The sequence below is a fragment of the Sphingobacterium sp. BIGb0116 genome, from assembly GCF_024808035.1.
GTDB classification, from domain to species: domain Bacteria; phylum Bacteroidota; class Bacteroidia; order Sphingobacteriales; family Sphingobacteriaceae; genus Sphingobacterium; species Sphingobacterium paramultivorum.
Genome location: NZ_JANUDT010000011.1, coordinates 312,552 through 330,439, shown reverse-complemented (window position 1 = coordinate 330,439; position 17,888 = coordinate 312,552). Strand labels below are relative to the sequence as shown.

13 protein-coding genes are annotated in these 17,888 nt (G+C 40.2%); 3 read left to right on the top strand and 10 right to left on the bottom strand.

Annotated features, from left to right (window positions below):
- Window positions 1–682: 682 nt before the first annotated feature.
- Window positions 683–1,705, top strand: a complete 1,023-nt coding sequence (locus M2419_RS24230) for a LacI family DNA-binding transcriptional regulator (RefSeq protein ID WP_120336504.1) — start codon at window positions 683–685, stop codon at window positions 1,703–1,705.
- Window positions 1,706–1,846: 141 nt separating this feature from the next.
- Here the strand turns inward: M2419_RS24230 and uxuA are convergent, their stop codons facing one another.
- From uxuA to ettA, 9 genes are all read right to left on the bottom strand, one after another.
- A complete protein-coding gene (gene uxuA / locus M2419_RS24225; RefSeq protein WP_182332914.1) occupies window positions 1,847–3,007 on the bottom strand; it encodes a mannonate dehydratase in 1,161 nt (386 codons plus the stop codon).
- Window positions 3,008–3,019: 12 nt separating this feature from the next.
- Complete coding sequence (locus M2419_RS24220) at window positions 3,020–3,838, bottom strand: SDR family oxidoreductase (protein WP_088160737.1); 819 nt, start codon at window positions 3,836–3,838, stop codon at window positions 3,020–3,022.
- Between the two features lie 79 nt (window positions 3,839–3,917).
- Window positions 3,918–4,106, bottom strand: a complete 189-nt coding sequence (gene ccoS, locus M2419_RS24215; RefSeq protein ID WP_075991720.1) for a cbb3-type cytochrome oxidase assembly protein CcoS — start codon at window positions 4,104–4,106, stop codon at window positions 3,918–3,920.
- 5 nt (window positions 4,107–4,111) lie between these two features.
- Window positions 4,112–6,505 carry a heavy metal translocating P-type ATPase metal-binding domain-containing protein gene (locus tag M2419_RS24210; RefSeq protein ID WP_153844965.1) on the bottom strand — a complete coding sequence of 798 codons (2,394 nt, stop codon included), beginning with the start codon at window positions 6,503–6,505 and terminating at the stop codon, window positions 4,112–4,114.
- Window positions 6,506–6,514: 9 nt separating this feature from the next.
- Window positions 6,515–7,885 carry an oxygen-independent coproporphyrinogen III oxidase gene (gene hemN / locus M2419_RS24205; protein ID WP_182332918.1) on the bottom strand — a complete coding sequence of 457 codons (1,371 nt, stop codon included), beginning with the start codon at window positions 7,883–7,885 and terminating at the stop codon, window positions 6,515–6,517.
- A gap of 1 nt (window position 7,886) precedes the next feature.
- The gene (locus M2419_RS24200) at window positions 7,887–8,303 is read right to left on the bottom strand and encodes a lactate dehydrogenase (RefSeq protein WP_120336507.1); all 417 of its coding nucleotides are present in this window, start codon (window positions 8,301–8,303) and stop codon (window positions 7,887–7,889) included.
- Between the two features lie 364 nt (window positions 8,304–8,667).
- Window positions 8,668–9,735: a response regulator gene (locus M2419_RS24195; protein WP_153844966.1), complete on the bottom strand. Its 1,068-nt coding sequence runs from the start codon at window positions 9,733–9,735 to the stop codon at window positions 8,668–8,670.
- A 42-nt stretch (window positions 9,736–9,777) separates the two neighbouring features.
- Window positions 9,778–10,962, bottom strand: a complete 1,185-nt coding sequence (locus M2419_RS24190; RefSeq protein ID WP_159729155.1) for a PAS domain-containing sensor histidine kinase — start codon at window positions 10,960–10,962, stop codon at window positions 9,778–9,780.
- Between the two features lie 9 nt (window positions 10,963–10,971).
- Window positions 10,972–12,654 carry an energy-dependent translational throttle protein EttA gene (gene ettA / locus M2419_RS24185; RefSeq protein WP_046672222.1) on the bottom strand — a complete coding sequence of 561 codons (1,683 nt, stop codon included), beginning with the start codon at window positions 12,652–12,654 and terminating at the stop codon, window positions 10,972–10,974.
- A gap of 185 nt (window positions 12,655–12,839) precedes the next feature.
- On the opposite strand from ettA, the gene M2419_RS24180 reads away from it, so the two are divergent.
- Both M2419_RS24180 and M2419_RS24175 read left to right on the top strand, forming a co-directional pair.
- A complete protein-coding gene (locus M2419_RS24180; protein ID WP_075991716.1) occupies window positions 12,840–15,365 on the top strand; it encodes an ATP-dependent Clp protease ATP-binding subunit in 2,526 nt (841 codons plus the stop codon).
- Between the two features lie 138 nt (window positions 15,366–15,503).
- Window positions 15,504–15,923, top strand: coding sequence for a hypothetical protein (locus tag M2419_RS24175; RefSeq protein ID WP_159729157.1), 420 nt, complete (start codon window positions 15,504–15,506; stop codon window positions 15,921–15,923).
- A gap of 49 nt (window positions 15,924–15,972) precedes the next feature.
- Here the strand turns inward: M2419_RS24175 and recN are convergent, their stop codons facing one another.
- On the bottom strand, window positions 15,973–17,634 hold the full coding sequence (recN, locus tag M2419_RS24170; protein ID WP_153844970.1) for a DNA repair protein RecN: 1,662 nt from the start codon (window positions 17,632–17,634) through the stop codon (window positions 15,973–15,975).
- Window positions 17,635–17,888: the final 254 nt, after the last annotated feature.

Genomic DNA, 17,888 nt, shown 5'->3' with positions numbered 1-17,888 from the left:
TTTTTCTTTTCCCTTTTTTCGATTTCCGCGTTTAAAATAAACTGAGCGGGATTTTAAATCCTGTCAGGCTTCTCTTAAACCCTTCTTTTTTCATGGTTCCCTCTTTCGTGGCAACCGTCCCTCCCTTGCGGAGTGGTGCAAAGATAGGGAGTTTTTACAATCACTTCCAAGCCTTTTGTTCTTATTTATTTCATTCCGCCCTTAACTGCCTGTAACGGTGCGAGATTCTTTTCGTAAAACAGGTGATCGGAGGGCTGGAATGGCTGATCCGGCCGCCAGATTGGGCCATTCACAGAACCCAGGTCATCATATATAGTATGGAGGCAGGCTTCGCATCGGATCTATTACCAATTTCGTTTAACTTTTGTCTATAATTAATAGGGGTATTACAGGGAGATAACAGGGGGTTAACAGGGGGTTAACAGGGGGTTAGCAGGGGTACAACCCCTATTAACACCCTGTTAAAACGGTGTTATATTGGTATTAATTATAAATCAGTATACAATTCGAGTCTAAGCGGGGTAACAACAGGCCTCCCCTTTTGTCAAAACTGCCGCTGAAACAAGCAAAATATCAATATGAAAAGCCAAATAATAGCAGCATTGGTCCACTTATCAAGATAAAAAACCTATTTATCTATTTTTTTATGTAGATTTATCATCTTAAAATAACCACCAGAGCGATGAGCAGAACTACCCTGAAAGATATAGCGTTGGCACTCAATATTTCTGTTTCGACGGTTTCCAAAGCATTATCAGACAGCTACGAAATAAGTGAAGCGACTAAAAAGATGGTTCAGGAATATGCCAAAAAGCATAATTTCCACCCAAATAAGTTGGCACGGAGCTTAAAAATAGGAAAATCCAATACAATAGGGGTTATTGTATCCAATATTAGCAATACATTCGTTTCACAAATCCTCGATGGAATTCAAATAGCCTCTCAACAGACCGTCTATGACGTTATTTTCATGCAAAGCCGGGAAGATGAACGGATCGAAAAAAATTGTATTGACGTCTTACGCATGCGCGGTATTGATGGCTTAATGATATCTCCGGTTTCTTCCGATTCAAATATTGAAGAGCTAAAAGCATTGATAAAATCGCAGATCCCAGTCGTTATTTTTGATCGTATCAATCACCAGCTCGACACATTCAAGGTTGGTGTCAATAATTTCCAGGGTTCATATAATGCCACAAAGCATCTCATCGAACAAGGTAAAAAGAATATTTTACATATCACCGGAAAGAACTTAGGTGTGGCAGCCGAACGATTAAATGGCTTCAAATCTGCTTTATCAGATGCGGGGATTCCTTTTGATAATAGACATTATATCGAATGTAGTTTTAATAATACCACCGATATAGACGAAACAATTCGGGAGATTTTGCGCAAAGAATATCTTGAACATAAAAGTATAGATGCGATTTTCGGCGCTACGGATGTTATTACAACCCGAACACTAGGTATTTTGGCTGAGCTTCAGATTCAAGTCCCTTCCGAGGTCGCCGTTATTGGTTTTTCAAACACACAGATAGCAGCTTCCTTAAATCCGGCACTATCCACAGTTGTACAACCGGCAACAGAAATTGGGGAACTGGCGACAAATAAATTAATCGCCACCATTAACCAAACAAGACCAATACATGAATTTGAAACGATTGAGCTTCCAACACAGCTCATCATTCGCAAATCTTCCTTATAATTCTTTTGATTATAGTCTCATCGACATACTTAAAACAAAACAGTCGGGAAATAAGAAGTTAGCTCCCCTATTTCCCGACTGTCTTTATGCTAGACCTCTATTACAGGTCATAATCTCTAATCTTCGCCTGAATTATTGGTATCATTCACCAACAATACCATACTCTAGGCCCCGTAATTCCGCAAGCCCTCTCAATCTTCCAATGGCAGAATACCCTGGATTTGTTACTTTATTCAGATCATCCAGCATCTGATGGCCGTGATCTGGTCTGAATGGGATCGCTGTAGATCGCAATTGATTTTCAGCAACCAGGATTTTCATGATTTTATACATATTGACATCCCCATCCAAATGGTCTGCCTCATAAAAGCTTCCGATCGCATCTTTCCTCACATTCCGTAAGTGAACAAAGTTTACCCGCCCTTTAATATTTTCTAAGATAGCCGGCAGATCGTTTGTCTGACTGGCGCCCAAGGATCCTGTACAAAAGCAGACACCATTAAATCGTTGTGGAACCGCATTTAAAAAATAATCGAAATCCGCACCATTACTGGCGATGCGGGGCAAACCTAAAATAGGATACGGTGGATCATCGGGATGAATAGTCATACATATACCGTTATCCTCACAAGTTGCCGCAATTCCCCGAAGGAAATAAACCAAATTATCGCGTAAACCATCTTTCCCAATATGTTTATAGGTATCAATGCTCGCTTTTAACGCATCCAATTCCACATTTTTCTCTCCGGGGATCCCCATTAAGACAACATTTGCCAATTCTTCTTTTTGCTGTTCGGAAATTTCATCAAATCGTAAAGTCGCACGTTTAACAACATCCTCTGGATACGCTGTCTGTGCCTCATCACGTTTCAATATAAAAATATCAAAAAGTGCCAAATCAATCCAGTCAAAATACAATGCTTTTGAACCATCCGCCATGGTTAAATCCAATTGTGTACGTGTCCAGTCCAGCACCGGCATAAAATTATAACAAATTGTTTTGATGCCGCATTGTGCAAGATTGGTTAAAGTCTCATTATATTTCTGAAGGTATTCATCGACCCTAGCACCTTTTGTCTTAATCTCCTCATGTACTGTCACACTTTCCACAACAGACCAGGTAAGACCAGCATCTTCTATAATGCGTTTTCTTTCTTGAATATCGGCAAGTGGCCATACCTCACCGTGTGGAATATGATGTAATGCCGTAACAATACCAGTAGCTCCAGCCTGTTTGATATCTTGTAAAGATACCGGGTCATTGGGACCATACCAACGCCAGGTTTGTTCTAATTTTCTCATCTTAAAGTTTAATTAAACGCCACACCATGCATTAAAACCACCATCGACAAAAACCGTCTCCCCTGTCACAAAGGCCGATGCATCGCTCAATAGATAGATTAAAGTTCCTTTTAACTCACGAGGGTCGCCCAAACGGTTATAGGGAGTTCCGTTAAGAATACGTTTGGTACGGTCGCTATACGTACCGTCTGGATTGATCAATAAGTTTTTGTTTTGTTTGGTTAAGAATACACCGGGAGCGATTGCATTGACACGAACTTGATCGCCGTAACGCTGAGCGAGTTCGGTGGCCATCCATTTTGTATACCCATCGATACCGTGTTTTGCTACAGTATAGCCCAAAACACGTGTAAAAGGACGACTGGCTGTAAGAGAAGATATATTGATGATGACACCTTTTCCGCTTTCAGCAATCACACGACCAATAATATGCGTAGGAATCATTGTACCATACAAATTAAGCTCAATTGCTTTAATAGTATCCTGAATATTGCTCGCAAATAAATCTTGATCGGCACCAATTGTTGCACCTGGAATGTTGCCTCCAACGGCGTTTACTAAAGCGTCTATCCTACCCCACTTTTGCAAAACTTCATCTTTCGCCCGAGTGACATCCTGTTCGTTCATGATGTCAACTTCAACAAATATAGCTTCGCCACCAACAGACTCTACCTGCTGGACACGCTCCGCTCCGATTTGTCCATTACGTCCAAGTACTGCGACTTTGGCTTCTGCCTCGGCCAAAGCCTCAACAAATGCTTCGCCTAAAATCCCTGTACCTCCCGTAATTACAACTACCTTATCTTTTAATGAAAATGGATTATTATGCATGTATTTTTATTTCAAATTGGTATTTACCCCCAATTTTATTGATAATAACCTTAATTACAAAAAAAAGTAATTGATTTAATTACGATAACGTTTTAGTTACGTCACCTTCTTTATCTTCCCCTTCTGTCGTTTCATCATCAAACAGAATCCGTATAGAAGGTGTATAGGTATCATTATGCTGACCGGTTTTATTTGCCCAGAAAAAAGCACATAGGAAAACCAAAGCCAACAAAACACTACAACCGATCAAAATATACATTATTTCCATAACAACTAGAGTTTACGACGTTTGGCATACCACCTCGTCATGAGACTTGTAAAGGAGATAATCGTTACCGTACTTATTGGCATTAGAATCGCGGCAAATAACGGGGACATAATACCTTGCACGGCAAAGCTCAATCCAATTACATTATATAAAAGAGATATACCAAAGCTCATATGTATTACTTTCACCGCATCTTTGCTAAAAGCAAAGAAATCCGGCATTTTTGAAAATGACTCCCCATCCAGTATCGCATCACAGCCGGGAGAGAAGTTATTGATATCATCACTCACGGCGATACCCAGATCTGCTTTACGCAATGCCCCCGCATCATTAAGGCCATCACCAATCATGCAGACATGCTTTCCTGCTACCTGAAAATTTTGAATGGTTTCCAGTTTTTCCATTGGTGATTGATTAAAAAGCAGGCTTGCATTCGAGGGAAAAATTAACTGGAGTGCATCCAGACGTCTATCGTTATCCCCTGAGATTAAATGAAGGTCGTATTCGACTTTAAAATCTTCAATCAAAGCCGAAAGGCCATCCCGCCAGGATTGCTCCATGGTAAAATACCCTTTTAACTCTTCACCTATACGAATAAAAACCACAGAACCATCTGTTTTAATATTACCGATATTCAAAAAGTTAGCACTACCGATTTTAATTTCCTTGCCACCTACATTAGCCTGCATCCCCTTTCCCGGAAATTCCTTAAAATCCTGTATCGAAATAGCAGAAGAGACATTCAGCCACTTGACGATTTCACGGCTCAACGGATGGCTAGAGTTTCTACATACCGCATTCAGTAGTTTTTTGTCAACTGCCGAAAGGCTACCTTCAAAATAAATTGAGGTTGCTTTAGGCGACGATATCGTGCCAGTTTTATCGAACACCAGGGTATCAATCGTTGCCATCTGCTCAATAGCAGCCGTATTTTTCACATAGAACTTATTTCGATCAAAAATACTTAGCGCCGCAGAAAGGGTAAATGGAGAGCTCAACGCCAACGCACATGGACATGCAATAATCAATACCGCCGTAAAAGCTCCCCAAGCCCTGCTTGCACTCCCATCAACGGCCCAAAACAAGGCCGCCAATAGTGCAATAGCCAATAAAACAACAGTAAAATATTTACTTATAAAGTTGACAAAAGTCTGAAAATGTTTGTCATAATCTTTATAATTCTCATTATTCCATAATTTGGTCAAATAGGACTGTGAAATCGGTTTGACCACTTCAAGTTCTATCGCTTCCCCGGTCTGGCGCCCACCGGCATAGATAATTTCGCCTAAGGTCTTACTGACCGGACTTGATTCTCCCGTTACAAAGCTAAAATCTATCGCAGCATCACCTTTTAAAAGCATAGCATCGGCCGGTATAATTTCATTGTTCCGAACCAAGATACGGTCACCTATATGAACGTCAGCTAATTGTACAGGTTTATCCCCAGATTCGGTCAATACTGTTACAGCCACCGGAAAATAACTCCGGTAATCCCGTTCAAATGAGATATGATAATAGGTACGTTGTTGTACCCATTTTCCGATCAATATAAAAAACACAAGACTACAGAGCGTATCCGTAAAACCGGCACCTGTCTGTGTGATCACCTCAAACGCGGAACGCAAAAATAACACGAGGATTCCCAGAGCTAATGGCACATCCAGATTCAACCGCTTTTGTTTCAGACTCCAATAGGCCGATTTGAAATAATCCGATGCACAATACAATAAAACAGGGAGACCAAAGGCAAGGTTTATATAACCAAAGAAATTGGCATATTCCTTTTCAAAACTCCCCATTCCAAAATAATCAGGGAAACTGAATAACATAGAATTTCCAAAACAGAAACCGGCAACAGCAATTTTTGCGACCAAAGGATTCAGATTATTTCTATTCCCTTCCTTTACAACATCCTGCAAGGTGATTTTAGGGTCATAACCGATATTGACCAAAAGATAAACCAGGTCTTTCAATGGCAGCTCATTGTGATTGAATGTAATGCTCGCCTGTTTCTTCATAAAGTCCACGCGCGACTGCAGTACATTGGGATTGAGTTTATATAAATTTTCCAGCAACCAGATACAAGAGCTACAGTGAATAGCCGGAATATAAAAGGTGATGATGGTCATCTTATCATCTTTATAATCCACTAATTTACCGGCAATCTGTGGTTCATCCAGATAGGAAAAATCTTCTTGCTTGGATTTATTCGATTTACCCGGGTGCTGATTATAGCGATAATATTGCTGCATACCACTATCGTTCAGTACCTGGTAAACGGTCTGACACCCCAGACAGCAAAAATCGTGATGATCGAGCTGATAACCCGTTTCCTCAATTTTATCGCCGCAATGGAAACATTTTTCTGCAAGTTGTATTTCATCCCTTAGCTCTCCCATACCTTCGTTCTAAATTGCCTGACTAAATAATTGATTTTGTGCTTTTGAACGCAATAATCGCTGATCAAAGGCCATACAGATATTTCTTAAAAAAGAGCGTCCAATAGCAGTACATTGAATTAGTTCGCCGGTTATGGAGACTAAACCATCTGCAACAAGTTCAGACAATTCGTCGATAATCTGCTCATTCAACGGCGCACCTGTCGGCAACTGCACTTTACCTTTACACATCATATCGAGGATATAACGCCTTACAAGAAGATCCTCCTCGTTGAGTATATGTCCTTTTACAACGGGCAATACCCCTGTATCAATGAGTTTATGGTATTCTTCTACGGTCTTCACATTTTGAGCAAAAGCCCCCCAGGCATCGCTGATCGAAGAGACTCCGATACCGATTAACAAGGGACTAAATCGATCGGCATACCCCATAAAATTGCGATGTAATCTTTCTTGTTGAAAAGCCACAAATAACTCGTCCTCTCTTTTCGCAAAATGATCCATACCGACATCTTCATAGCCATGGGCCAAAATCATTTTTTTCCCAAGGTTATATAAGGCGAGTTTGGCTGCGCCATGAGGTAGATCTGCTTCAGTATAATGCCGTTGACCGGGTTTTATCCAAGGCACATGGGCATAGCTATAGAAAGAGATCCGGTCTGGACCGAGCAGCATCGCTTTTTGGATCGTATCTTCCACCGTAGCCAATGTTTGCTTAGGCAATCCATAGATCAAATCGAAGTTGATCGACTCAAATCCAATTTTCCGCGCATTCAGCATCACTTCTTTCACTTCCGCCGATGTTTGATGTCGGTTGATCACAAACTGCACAAGTGGATCAAAATCCTGTATTCCCAGGCTCAAGCGCCGAAACCCCAAGTCAAATAAGGTTTCTAAATGTGTGACGGTTGTATTAGCAGGGTGAGCTTCAAAGGAGAATGAACGATCAGGAGCCAGGTCTGCGTGTTTAAGGATCCCCTCAATCAGTACCTTCAAATTATCCGGATGGAAAAAGGTCGGAGTACCACCACCCAAATGTATTTCTGCCAATAACGGTCTTTCTCCCTTAAATAAAGCGACATACATTTCCCATTCTTTCAAAAGAGCGGCAATATAAGGTTCTTCAACGCGATGGTTTTTTGTAATGCGCGTATTGCAGCCACAATAAGTACAGAGGCTTTCACAAAAAGGAAGGTGTATATATAAGCTGATACCTTTTTCTTTCGACTGCTGGAAAGTTTGGTAGACTTGATTAGTCCAAGCCGCCCGAGAAAATGCTTCATTATCCCAAAAGGGAACAGTAGGATAGCTTGTATAGCGCGGTGCGGCAACATTATATTTTTGCACCAATTCTTCCATTGTAACCTGCGATGTAATCATTTTATTTTATTTTTTTAGCACAGTCGTTTAGACAACAACAGGCTTTACCAACACATTTTTCTAATCCCCATAAGTTGAGATTCCGGACGGTCTGCTCTGCCAGTCCTTTTGGACTCTGATCTTCAAATGGCGCATTGGCAATCTGAATATGCAGATCTCCAGCCTTTACCAGATCGATATGAGCAGTATCCTTACTGCGGGTCATAATCTTATTGATCCCTAACCCTTTTAAATTAAGTAGCATGCTCTCGTCCAAAATATCGCTCACGGAAATAACTACCGCATCTTTTCCACGCGCGTAATTCTGTGTCTCCGCATTTAATCCATTTGAAATCAAAGTCAAATCATGTTGTTTGGCATTTGCCAATGCCCAAAACTCTTTTTCAAATGACCTTACATTATATACTACTACTTTCATTCTGATTCTACAATCACCAATTAAGGTTTATCCTAAGAACAAAAGTAAATCATGCATATGGGCAAAAAGATGATATAGCACCACACCTTAAAATGATATTTATCACAATTCACAAAAACTTGCATGATTTCGCTAACATCAACAGCTTTAAAAGTCAACCGAAAGCTATTATCTAGCCAATAATCGCGTACAATACGTTCATTGAAACCAAACTAGTTCAATAAAACGGCATAGCGAACTCGCATTGATACTTTAATGAAAAGACACAAATCAGTAAACATAGGCTATCAGAAAAAAAGCGTGTTCAGAAAAACTGAACACGCCTTTTTTAGTAAATTGATTTTTAAATCTTAGCTGCTGATCCCTACTGCTTCACATCCCGCAGGTTCTTGATAGAATTGATGTATATTTTTCCTTTTTCTTTCGAAATCAGTTTTTCTTCTTTAAAGTCGGAGAGCATACGGGAAACAGTTTCATTGGCTGTACCTGCAATTGAAGCTAGGCCGTCTCGTGTCACATCAATTGAGCATGCATCAGCCTCATTGATATTGACTCCACTTTTTTCAGCAACGCTAATCAAAGCATTGGCGACACGCTTACGGACAGAATGATAGGCAAAACCCAGCAATTGCTCTTCTTTTTCACGTAAGTCGACAGAAAGGAGCTTAATAAATTTACTGGCTATTGCAGGTTTTTTCCATAACAGTTCCAAAAAACTATCCTTTGGAATCAACACAATTTCACTTTGTTCAACAGCTTCGGCGTAGTCTTCATAATTATCATTCAACAAAATCGAAGCATAACCAAAGTAATTGCCTTCAATAAAAATACCTGTAGACAGCTCACGTCCATCTTTATAGGACTTAAAGCTGCGTACCTGACCAGATTTCACAAAATAGACGTACGTTGGCGAATCATCTTTTTCATAAATAGACTGTTTTTTCTTCACTGTTTTCACACGTGAATTGGCAATTAGCTCTTTTAGCAACAATACCTGCTCTTCGGCGCTCAAACTCAAATCTTCTTCCCGAGGGATATCTGCTGCAAGCTGCTCATGTCTTTTGAGGCGAACATCTATTGCATTCATCAATTCGACATCATCAAAAGGTTTCGTCAAATAATCATCCGCCCCCATTTCCATCGCTTTGCGCATATCTGCGCGTTCCGCTTTGGCAGTCAGAAAAATGAACGGAATTTTGGCTGTACTTTCAATTTTGCTTAACATAAATAAGACTCCGTAACCATCCAATTCAGGCATCATGATATCACAGAGAATCAAATCAGGAATATGTCTTGTCGCCAGGTCGACGCCAACGCGCCCATTTTCGGCTGTAATGACATCATACCTTCCTGTCAACTCCAATATTTCGGTAGTCCCTTCTCGGATATCGATATTATCTTCAATAATTAGAATTGTCTTTTTATTTCTCATCTGCAATTATTTATTCAGTTATGCGAATCTGCAAGTTCACCTTTATTTAAAGCTTACTCTGAATGAAGTTCCTTTGTGTACTTCCGATTCAAATTCCATCTGCCCCGCCATCAATTCGATGTATCGTTTTACAATATTCAAACCTAATCCTGTACCAGGGATATTACCTGTATTATGTGCTCTAAAAAAAGGCTCAAACAAATGTACCTGATCTTCCTCGGGTATACCAATACCATTGTCTTTCACGGATATTAAGCAGCCTTCGTCGTCGATACAGGTTGTGAATTCGATCAAGGTATCTTCTCCGGAATATTTGATCGCGTTGGAGATTAAGTTGACCAAAGCATTTTTCAACAAATTTGGATCTAGGGTGAAATGCCCAATTTCTCCGGTATGTTGGTATACAATATGCTGATTTTTCTTACAGATCAATTGCATTTCTTCGGTGATCTCTTCTGCCAACTCAACGAGATTGATGTACTGCTTATTCATCACAACAATACCCGCTTCCAATTTTTCAAGTGACAGAAAGTCGTTCAGGATACTTGTGAGCAATTGAACTGCACTTTTAATTTTATTGGTATGTTTAAGGATATTAGCTTTATCATCCGGTCGTTCGGAATACTTTTCAATCAGAGAAGCCGAAAGCTGAACCGAGCTTAAAGGTGTCCGGAACTCATGCGAGGCCATGGACACAAACCGTGATTTCAGCTGGTTAAGTTCAATTTCTTTTTCCAAAGACTTTGAGACTTCTGCTTTAGCTTTTTCAAGTTCAGATACCAGAGAGATCAGGTCGCGTGTACGCTCACTGACTTTATGTTCAAGTTCGGCTGCATGTTGCTTGAGCATATCCTCGGCAGCCTTCTCACGCGATAAATCGTGAATAAAGCCGGTAAAGATATTCTTATCTTTTAACCAAACCTCACTGACTGCCAAGCGAAATGGAAATGTTTCTCCATTTTTCTTTAAGCCCATCACTTCACGGCCGATTCCGATGATTTTCTTGTGACCTGTGGTTTGGTAATTATGCAGATAACCATCGTGATTGCCACGATCAGGTTCAGGCATTAACATGGAGATATTGTGTCCGATCACTTCTTCAGCCTGATAACCGAACAATTCCAAGGCAGCAGGGTTAATGCTTTCCACATTCCCCCTGTTGTCTATGGTAATTATTCCATCAATAGCGTGATCTATTATAGCAGCTAAAAGCCTTCCACCGTCCATGATCGTTGCTTATTTTACCAGTTTCTTGTATTTAATACGGTGCGGTGTCACGTCACCAACGCGTTTTTTACGGTTTTCTTCATATTCAGTGTAGTTACCTTCAAAGAAATAAACCTGTGAATCCCCTTCAAAAGCAAGGATGTGTGTACAGATACGATCCAGGAACCATCTATCGTGGGAGATCACAACGGCACAACCACCGAAATTCTCCAAGCCTTCTTCCAGTGCCCGTAAGGTATTTACATCAATATCATTGGTCGGCTCATCGAGTAAGAGCACATTTGAGCCTTCTTTGAGTGTAATAGCCAAGTGAACACGGTTACGTTCTCCACCGGAAAGTACACCTACTTTCTTTTGTTGATCAGCACCGTTAAAATTAAATTTGGAAACGTAAGCTCTTGAGTTTACCGAGCGATTGCCCAGCATCATATTGTCGCTGCCACCCGTAATATTTTCCCAAACCGATTTTTCAGGATCGAGGTCGTGGTGCATTTGGTCTACGTAACCCAATTTTACCGTTTCTCCGACCTTAAACGAACCCGTGTCAGGTGTTTCCTGACCTGTAATTAGACGGAATAAGGTTGTTTTACCCGCACCGTTGGGTCCAATAATCCCTACGATACCCGCAGGCGGCAACATGAAACTCAAATTTTCAAACAAGATACGATCGCCATACGCTTTGGAAATATTAGTTGCCTCAATGACCGAATTACCTAAACGTGGTCCCGGTGGAATAAACAATTCCAATTTTTCTTCGCGTTCTTTCGTTTCCTCAGAAGCTAATTTTTCATAGTTATGCAAACGAGCTTTCGATTTGGCGTGGCGTGCTTTCGGTGCCATACGCACCCATTCCAGCTCACGTTCCAAGGTTTTTTGACGTTTGGTTTCCTGTTTTTCTTCCTGTGCCAAGCGTTTTGCTTTTTGATCTAACCAAGAAGAATAATTTCCTTTCCAAGGAATACCCTCACCGCGATCCAATTCAAGAATCCATCCGGCTACATTATCCAAGAAATAACGGTCGTGGGTAACGGCAATGACCGTTCCTTTATATTGTTTTAAATGTTGTTCTAACCAATCAATCGACTCGGCGTCCAAGTGGTTGGTCGGCTCATCTAGGAGTAATACATCAGGTTCCTGCAACAATAAGCGACATAATGCTACACGTCTGCGCTCACCACCTGACAAATTGACAATCTTCGCATCTGGTTCGGGGCAACGTAAAGCATCCATTGCTCTTTCCAATTTCGAATCGATTTCCCAAGCGTTAGTGGCATCAATGATATCCTGAAGTTCCCCTTGTCTTGCCAACAATTTGTCCATCTCATCGGCATTTTCATACACCTCTGGCAAGCCAAATTTTTCGTTGATTTCTTCGTATTCCTGTAAGATGGCTGTAATTTCAGCGACACCTTCCTGAACGACTTCAAGAACAGTCTTTTCAAGATCCAATTGAGGTTCTTGTGCTAAATAACCCACAGAGTAACCTGGGGAGAACACCACCTCGCCTTGGTAGGACTTATCCAATCCAGCGATAATTTTTAATAGGGAAGATTTACCTGATCCGTTTAAACCGATCACACCGATCTTCGCCCCATAGAAAAAAGATAAATAGATATTTTTTAAAACTTGTTTTTGAGGCGGATAGATTTTGTTGACACCCGCCATCGAAAAAATGATCTTCTCGTCTGACATAAAATTTAAAAAAATTCGAAAACTCTTATTATATTAACATACAAATGTAATCTTTTATACTGACATTTTGGACGTATAACGGTCATGGCTTAATTGTTGATGACATTATTTAAAATAATTTTAAGGTTTGAAATGCAGAATTTACTACATTTATATATCCTTAATATAAAACAGAAAGGTATTCAATGGAAGCAAAATTTTCACCGCGCGTAAAGGATGTCATATCGTACAGTAGAGAGGAAGCTTTGAGATTGCGTCACGATTATATAGGAACGGAGCATTTATTGCTCGGATTGATTCGTGAAGGCGATGGTATGGCGATAAAGATCCTTAAAAACATAGGCATTGACACGACAGCACTACGTCAATCTGTGGAGGACGCAGTGAAGGGGGCATCGGTTTCACGCGCTCCTATTGGCAATATGCCATTAACAAAACAGGCTGAAAAAGTTTTGAAGATCACTTATTTGGAAGCTAAAATATTCAAATCGGACATCATCGGAACGGAGCATCTATTATTGGCTATCTTACGAGATGAAGATAATATTGCTTCTCAGATTTTACAACAATACAATGTGACTTACGACATCTTCAAATCTGAAGTTGAGCAAAATAGAACGACCATCAAGGATGAGGCTCCAGGCTCTCCTACCGGCGACGATGATTTTGCTGAGGATGATCAATATATCCAACCTAAAAAAGTTTCGGATATCAAATCCAAAACTCCGGTATTGGACAACTTTGGCCGTGATTTGACCAAAGCTGCCGAAGAGGGTAAATTGGATCCTATTGTGGGTCGCGAGAAAGAAATTGAGCGTGTATCTCAAATTTTATCCCGACGCAAGAAGAACAATCCTTTGTTGATCGGTGAACCGGGAGTTGGTAAATCAGCTATTGCGGAGGGACTTGCTCTTCGTATTGTCCAACGCAAGGTCTCGCGTGTACTATTCAATAAGCGTGTAGTCACATTGGATCTGGCTTCATTGGTTGCCGGGACGAAATATCGCGGTCAATTTGAAGAACGTATGAAAGCGGTCATGAATGAGCTGGAGAAATCACCGGATGTCATCTTATTTATCGATGAGATTCACACCATCGTTGGTGCAGGTGGCGCTTCAGGATCGTTAGATGCTTCCAATATGTTCAAACCAGCCTTGGCAAGAGGAGAAATCCAATGTATTGGTGCAACCACATTGGACGAATATCGTCAATACATTGAAAAAGATGGTGCTTTGGACCGTCGTTTCCAACGGGTAACAATTGAGCCGGCAACACATGATGAAACGGTAGAGATATTGAATCGTATCAAGGAGAAATATGAGGATCACCACAATGTGACCTACACTCCCGAAGCGATCGAAGCCTGTGTGTCGTTAACAACACGTTATATTACAGACAGATTCTTACCAGATAAGGCTATTGATGCTTTGGATGAGGCAGGCTCTCGCGTGCACTTAAACAATATTCATGTACCGCAGTCCATTATTGACATTGAAAATAAAATTGAAGAGGTCAAATTGGAAAAGAACAAGGTCGTTCGTAGTCAAAAATACGAAGAGGCCGCCAAATTGCGTGATACGGAGAAAAAATTGATCGAAGAGCTCGAGAAAGAAAAAATCGCTTGGGAAGAAGAGACAAAATCTAAACGCTATACTGTTTCAGAAGAAAATGTTGCTGAAGTAGTGGCCATGATGACAGGTATTCCAGTACAACGTGTTAGTCAAACAGACAGTCAAAAACTGTTGAATATGGCTGAGTTGATGAAGGGAAGAATCATTGGTCAAGATGACGCTGTAGGTAAATTGGTGAAAGCTATTCAACGTACACGTGCGGGCTTGAAGGATCCTAAAAAACCAATCGGGTCATTTATCTTCTTAGGTCCTACTGGGGTTGGTAAAACAGAGTTGGCTAAAGAATTAGCGCGATTTATGTTTGATACAGAAGATGCACTGATCCAAATTGACATGAGCGAATACATGGAGAAATTTGCGGTATCTCGCCTTGTTGGAGCGCCTCCAGGATATGTTGGTTATGAAGAAGGTGGTCAATTGACTGAAAAAGTACGTCGTAAACCTTATGCGGTTGTCTTATTGGATGAGATTGAGAAAGCTCACCCGGATGTATTTAATCTCATGTTACAGGTGTTGGACGAAGGCCAATTGACAGATAGTTTGGGCCGTAAAGTAGATTTCAGAAATACCATAATCATTATGACTTCAAATATTGGGGCACGCCAATTGAAGGAATTTGGTCAGGGTGTTGGTTTCACCACTGCAGCAAAATCACAACAATCTGATGCGCATTCACGTGGAGTTATTGAAACCGCTTTGAAAAGAGCTTTCGCTCCTGAATTTTTGAACCGTATCGATGATGTGATTGTGTTCAACTCATTGACGAAAGAGAATATCTTCAAAATCATTGATATTGAATTAAGGTCATTGTTCAAACGTATCGCTGATTTGGGCTATACCATCAATTTAACCGATGAGGCAAAAGATTTCATCGCAGACAAAGGTTATGACAGTAATTTTGGTGCACGTCCATTAAAACGAGCAATCCAAAAATATCTTGAAGATCCGATTGCAGAAGAGATCCTCAAAGGAAATGTGCAAACAGGTTCAGTTTTGACCGTGAGCATTAATCCTGAAACCAAAGATATTGAGGTTTCTAGCTCAGATTCTAAGTCTTCAAAAGATACAGCTGAGAAGTAAGCTTCAGCTATCTTTAAAAATAATTTCAATAAAATGCACCTTTATGGTGCATTTTTTGTTGTATATAAATTTGGCGTTAAACTTTCGCACTATTTTATCGTCCTATAATAAAAAAATGTCACAAATAACACGAACAATATGAAAAGACTTTTATTAGCAGCATTAATTGGAACCGCAGCCTTGGTTTCATTTTCTTCTTGTAAGAAAGAATACGTTACAAACTATTTACCGGGAGTAACTTTTAATACGAAGGTGGTATCTTCTTCTTGGGGAGTTGATAATACTGGATATTCTTTCTCAAATGAATTGGACTTTCCCGAACTAGATGCAAAATATTTCGACTACGGACATGTGGGAGTAGCTGTATCATTTGATAATGATCCAAATTATTTCATTAACATTCCTTCAGCTATTGGCCCTTACAATTATCGTGTGGAGTATAAAATTGGTAAAGTATATCTCTATGCTGATTATGTGGGTAGCGACAATAAACCAGTCCGTCCGACCAATATGTTAGTAAAAGTAACATTAACGGATGCCGATAACGGTGGAAACTAATAAAAAAAGGTCTTAGAAAATCTCTAAGACCTTTTTTTATATTTAATAACTATCCTTTCAGTAACAACTCCGCATGTTCCAGTGCTGCATCTGTGGGATTGGTACCACTGAGCATCTGAGCAATTTCCTTGACTCTCCCCTCTTGATCTAATCGAACAATATTAGATATGGTTCGATTGGCTTTATCTTCCTTATATACTTTATAATGCGCAGCACCTTTAGCTGCAATTTGGGGCAAATGGGAAATAGCAATAACCTGCATATTCTCCGCTAGACTTTCCATTACCTCCCCCACACGCAACGCTACCTCTCCAGAGATTCCTGTATCGATCTCATCAAAAATAATAGTAGGTAATGCAGAAGTTTTAGCAACTAAGGATTTAATGGCCAACATCACGCGAGAAAGCTCTCCTCCGGATGCAACCTTATGAATGGATTGCAATGCCTGTCCTTTATTGGCCGAAAATAAAAACTGTATTGAATCCATCCCCGATTCCCGCATATCCCCCTCCTTTAATGGTTCAAGATTAATTTGAAGTCGTGCATTCGGCATACCTACATTTGACAAGGTCGCTTGCGCATCCTTTGCGATCATCTCCAGTACCTTTCTTCTGGCTGCTGATAGTTCCTTTGCGTTTTTCTGGGCAATGGCTAATTTAGCCACAACCTCTTTTTCCAATCGCTCCAATTGCTCATCCGAAGAATTTATAGCAAACAGTTTGGATTCAAGATCATCACGTAATTTGATCAGCTCATCAACGGAGTCCACATGATGTTTTTTCTGTAAGGAATACAATAAGCTCAAGCGCTCATTGATTTCCAATAAAGTTCCTTCGTCGATTTGGGTATCCTCCTCAAGTGAGCTCAGCTCTGCTGCGACATCCTTCAGCTCAATCCAAGTGCTCTTTAATCGCGTAGCCAAATCTGCAGCCTCAGGCAGAAATGAAGCAATGCCTTCCACCTGGCTCATCGTCTCTTTTAAACGGCTTAAAACTGCTGTATCTTCGTTTTCCAAAAGATGTGATGCCCCAGTTAGTGCACGCTTGATATCCTCTGCATTTTCCAATTGTCGCTGTTGTACTTCGAGTTGTCCCTGTTCATCTGCTACCAATCGGGCGGCGTCAAGTTCATCAAATTGAAACTGAAAATAATCTTGTTCTATTGCAGCTTTTTTTACCAGATCCTTAAATTCTTCGAGTTCTTTTTTTGCTTTCTTATAAGCGAAGAAGCTCTCTCGATAGCTTTGCTTCAGTCCAAAAGAGCCTGCTACACTATCCACTACCAAAAACTGAAAATCTTCTGTATTAATCTGCAATGTTGCATGTTGAGAATGCACATCAATCAACTGCTCGCCTAAAGCTTTAAGGATAGCCAGGGTGACGGGAGAATCATTAATAAATGCCCGGGATTTACCATCGGGAGATATTTCTCTTCGAATAATCGTGTGGTCCGCGTAATCGAGATCATTTTCCTCAAAAAAACGAAGTAGCTGGTAAGAACCAATTTTAAATTCCCCTTCAATCACACATTTCTTGGTTGGGTCGAAAAAATGCTTGCCCTCTGCTCTATTTCCTAAGATCAACGATAATGCTCCCATGATAATAGATTTACCGGCACCGGTTTCACCGGTAATCATATTCAAACCTTTATCAAATTGGATTTCCAATTCGTTGATGAGCGCATAATTTCTAATATGTAAGGTATCTAGCATATTCTTGAAGGTCTAATTACAGTTTAGAGGAAATACCGTTCCTCAATCGGATCCTATGTTTCATGAACCTTTCTGTAGGTAATTTACCTAAAACTCAGGCGATTTCAATATATTTTATTTAAAAAAAACAGCTACTCTGCTTTAATAACATGCCCACTTTTAATATTCTCAGGCACTAAATACTAAAAATAATATCATTTTTCCAAATTAAAAACTACTATTTTTAGTAAATAGATTTTATTTTTTACAAAAGA

Bases quoted from the DNA above. Each gene is read 5' to 3' on its own strand.
- M2419_RS24210 (WP_153844965.1), bottom strand. From the start codon at position 6,505: ATGGGAGAGCTAAGGGATGAAATACAACTTGCAGAAAAATGTTTCCAT.
- M2419_RS24200 (WP_120336507.1), bottom strand. From the start codon at position 8,303: ATGAAAGTAGTAGTATATAATGTAAGGTCATTTGAAAAAGAGTTTTGG.
- ettA (WP_046672222.1), bottom strand. From the start codon at position 12,654: ATGTCAGACGAGAAGATCATTTTTTCGATGGCGGGTGTCAACAAAATC.
- M2419_RS24175 (WP_159729157.1), top strand. From the start codon at position 15,504: ATGAAAAGACTTTTATTAGCAGCATTAATTGGAACCGCAGCCTTGGTT.
- hemN (WP_182332918.1), bottom strand. From the start codon at position 7,885: ATGATTACATCGCAGGTTACAATGGAAGAATTGGTGCAAAAATATAAT.
- uxuA (WP_182332914.1), bottom strand. From the start codon at position 3,007: ATGAGAAAATTAGAACAAACCTGGCGTTGGTATGGTCCCAATGACCCG.
- M2419_RS24220 (WP_088160737.1), bottom strand. From the start codon at position 3,838: ATGCATAATAATCCATTTTCATTAAAAGATAAGGTAGTTGTAATTACG.
- M2419_RS24230 (WP_120336504.1), top strand. From the start codon at position 683: ATGAGCAGAACTACCCTGAAAGATATAGCGTTGGCACTCAATATTTCT.
- ccoS (WP_075991720.1), bottom strand. From the start codon at position 4,106: ATGGAAATAATGTATATTTTGATCGGTTGTAGTGTTTTGTTGGCTTTG.
- M2419_RS24180 (WP_075991716.1), top strand. From the start codon at position 12,840: ATGGAAGCAAAATTTTCACCGCGCGTAAAGGATGTCATATCGTACAGT.
- M2419_RS24190 (WP_159729155.1), bottom strand. From the start codon at position 10,962: ATGGACGGTGGAAGGCTTTTAGCTGCTATAATAGATCACGCTATTGAT.
- M2419_RS24195 (WP_153844966.1), bottom strand. From the start codon at position 9,735: ATGAGAAATAAAAAGACAATTCTAATTATTGAAGATAATATCGATATC.
- recN (WP_153844970.1), bottom strand. From the start codon at position 17,634: ATGCTAGATACCTTACATATTAGAAATTATGCGCTCATCAACGAATTG.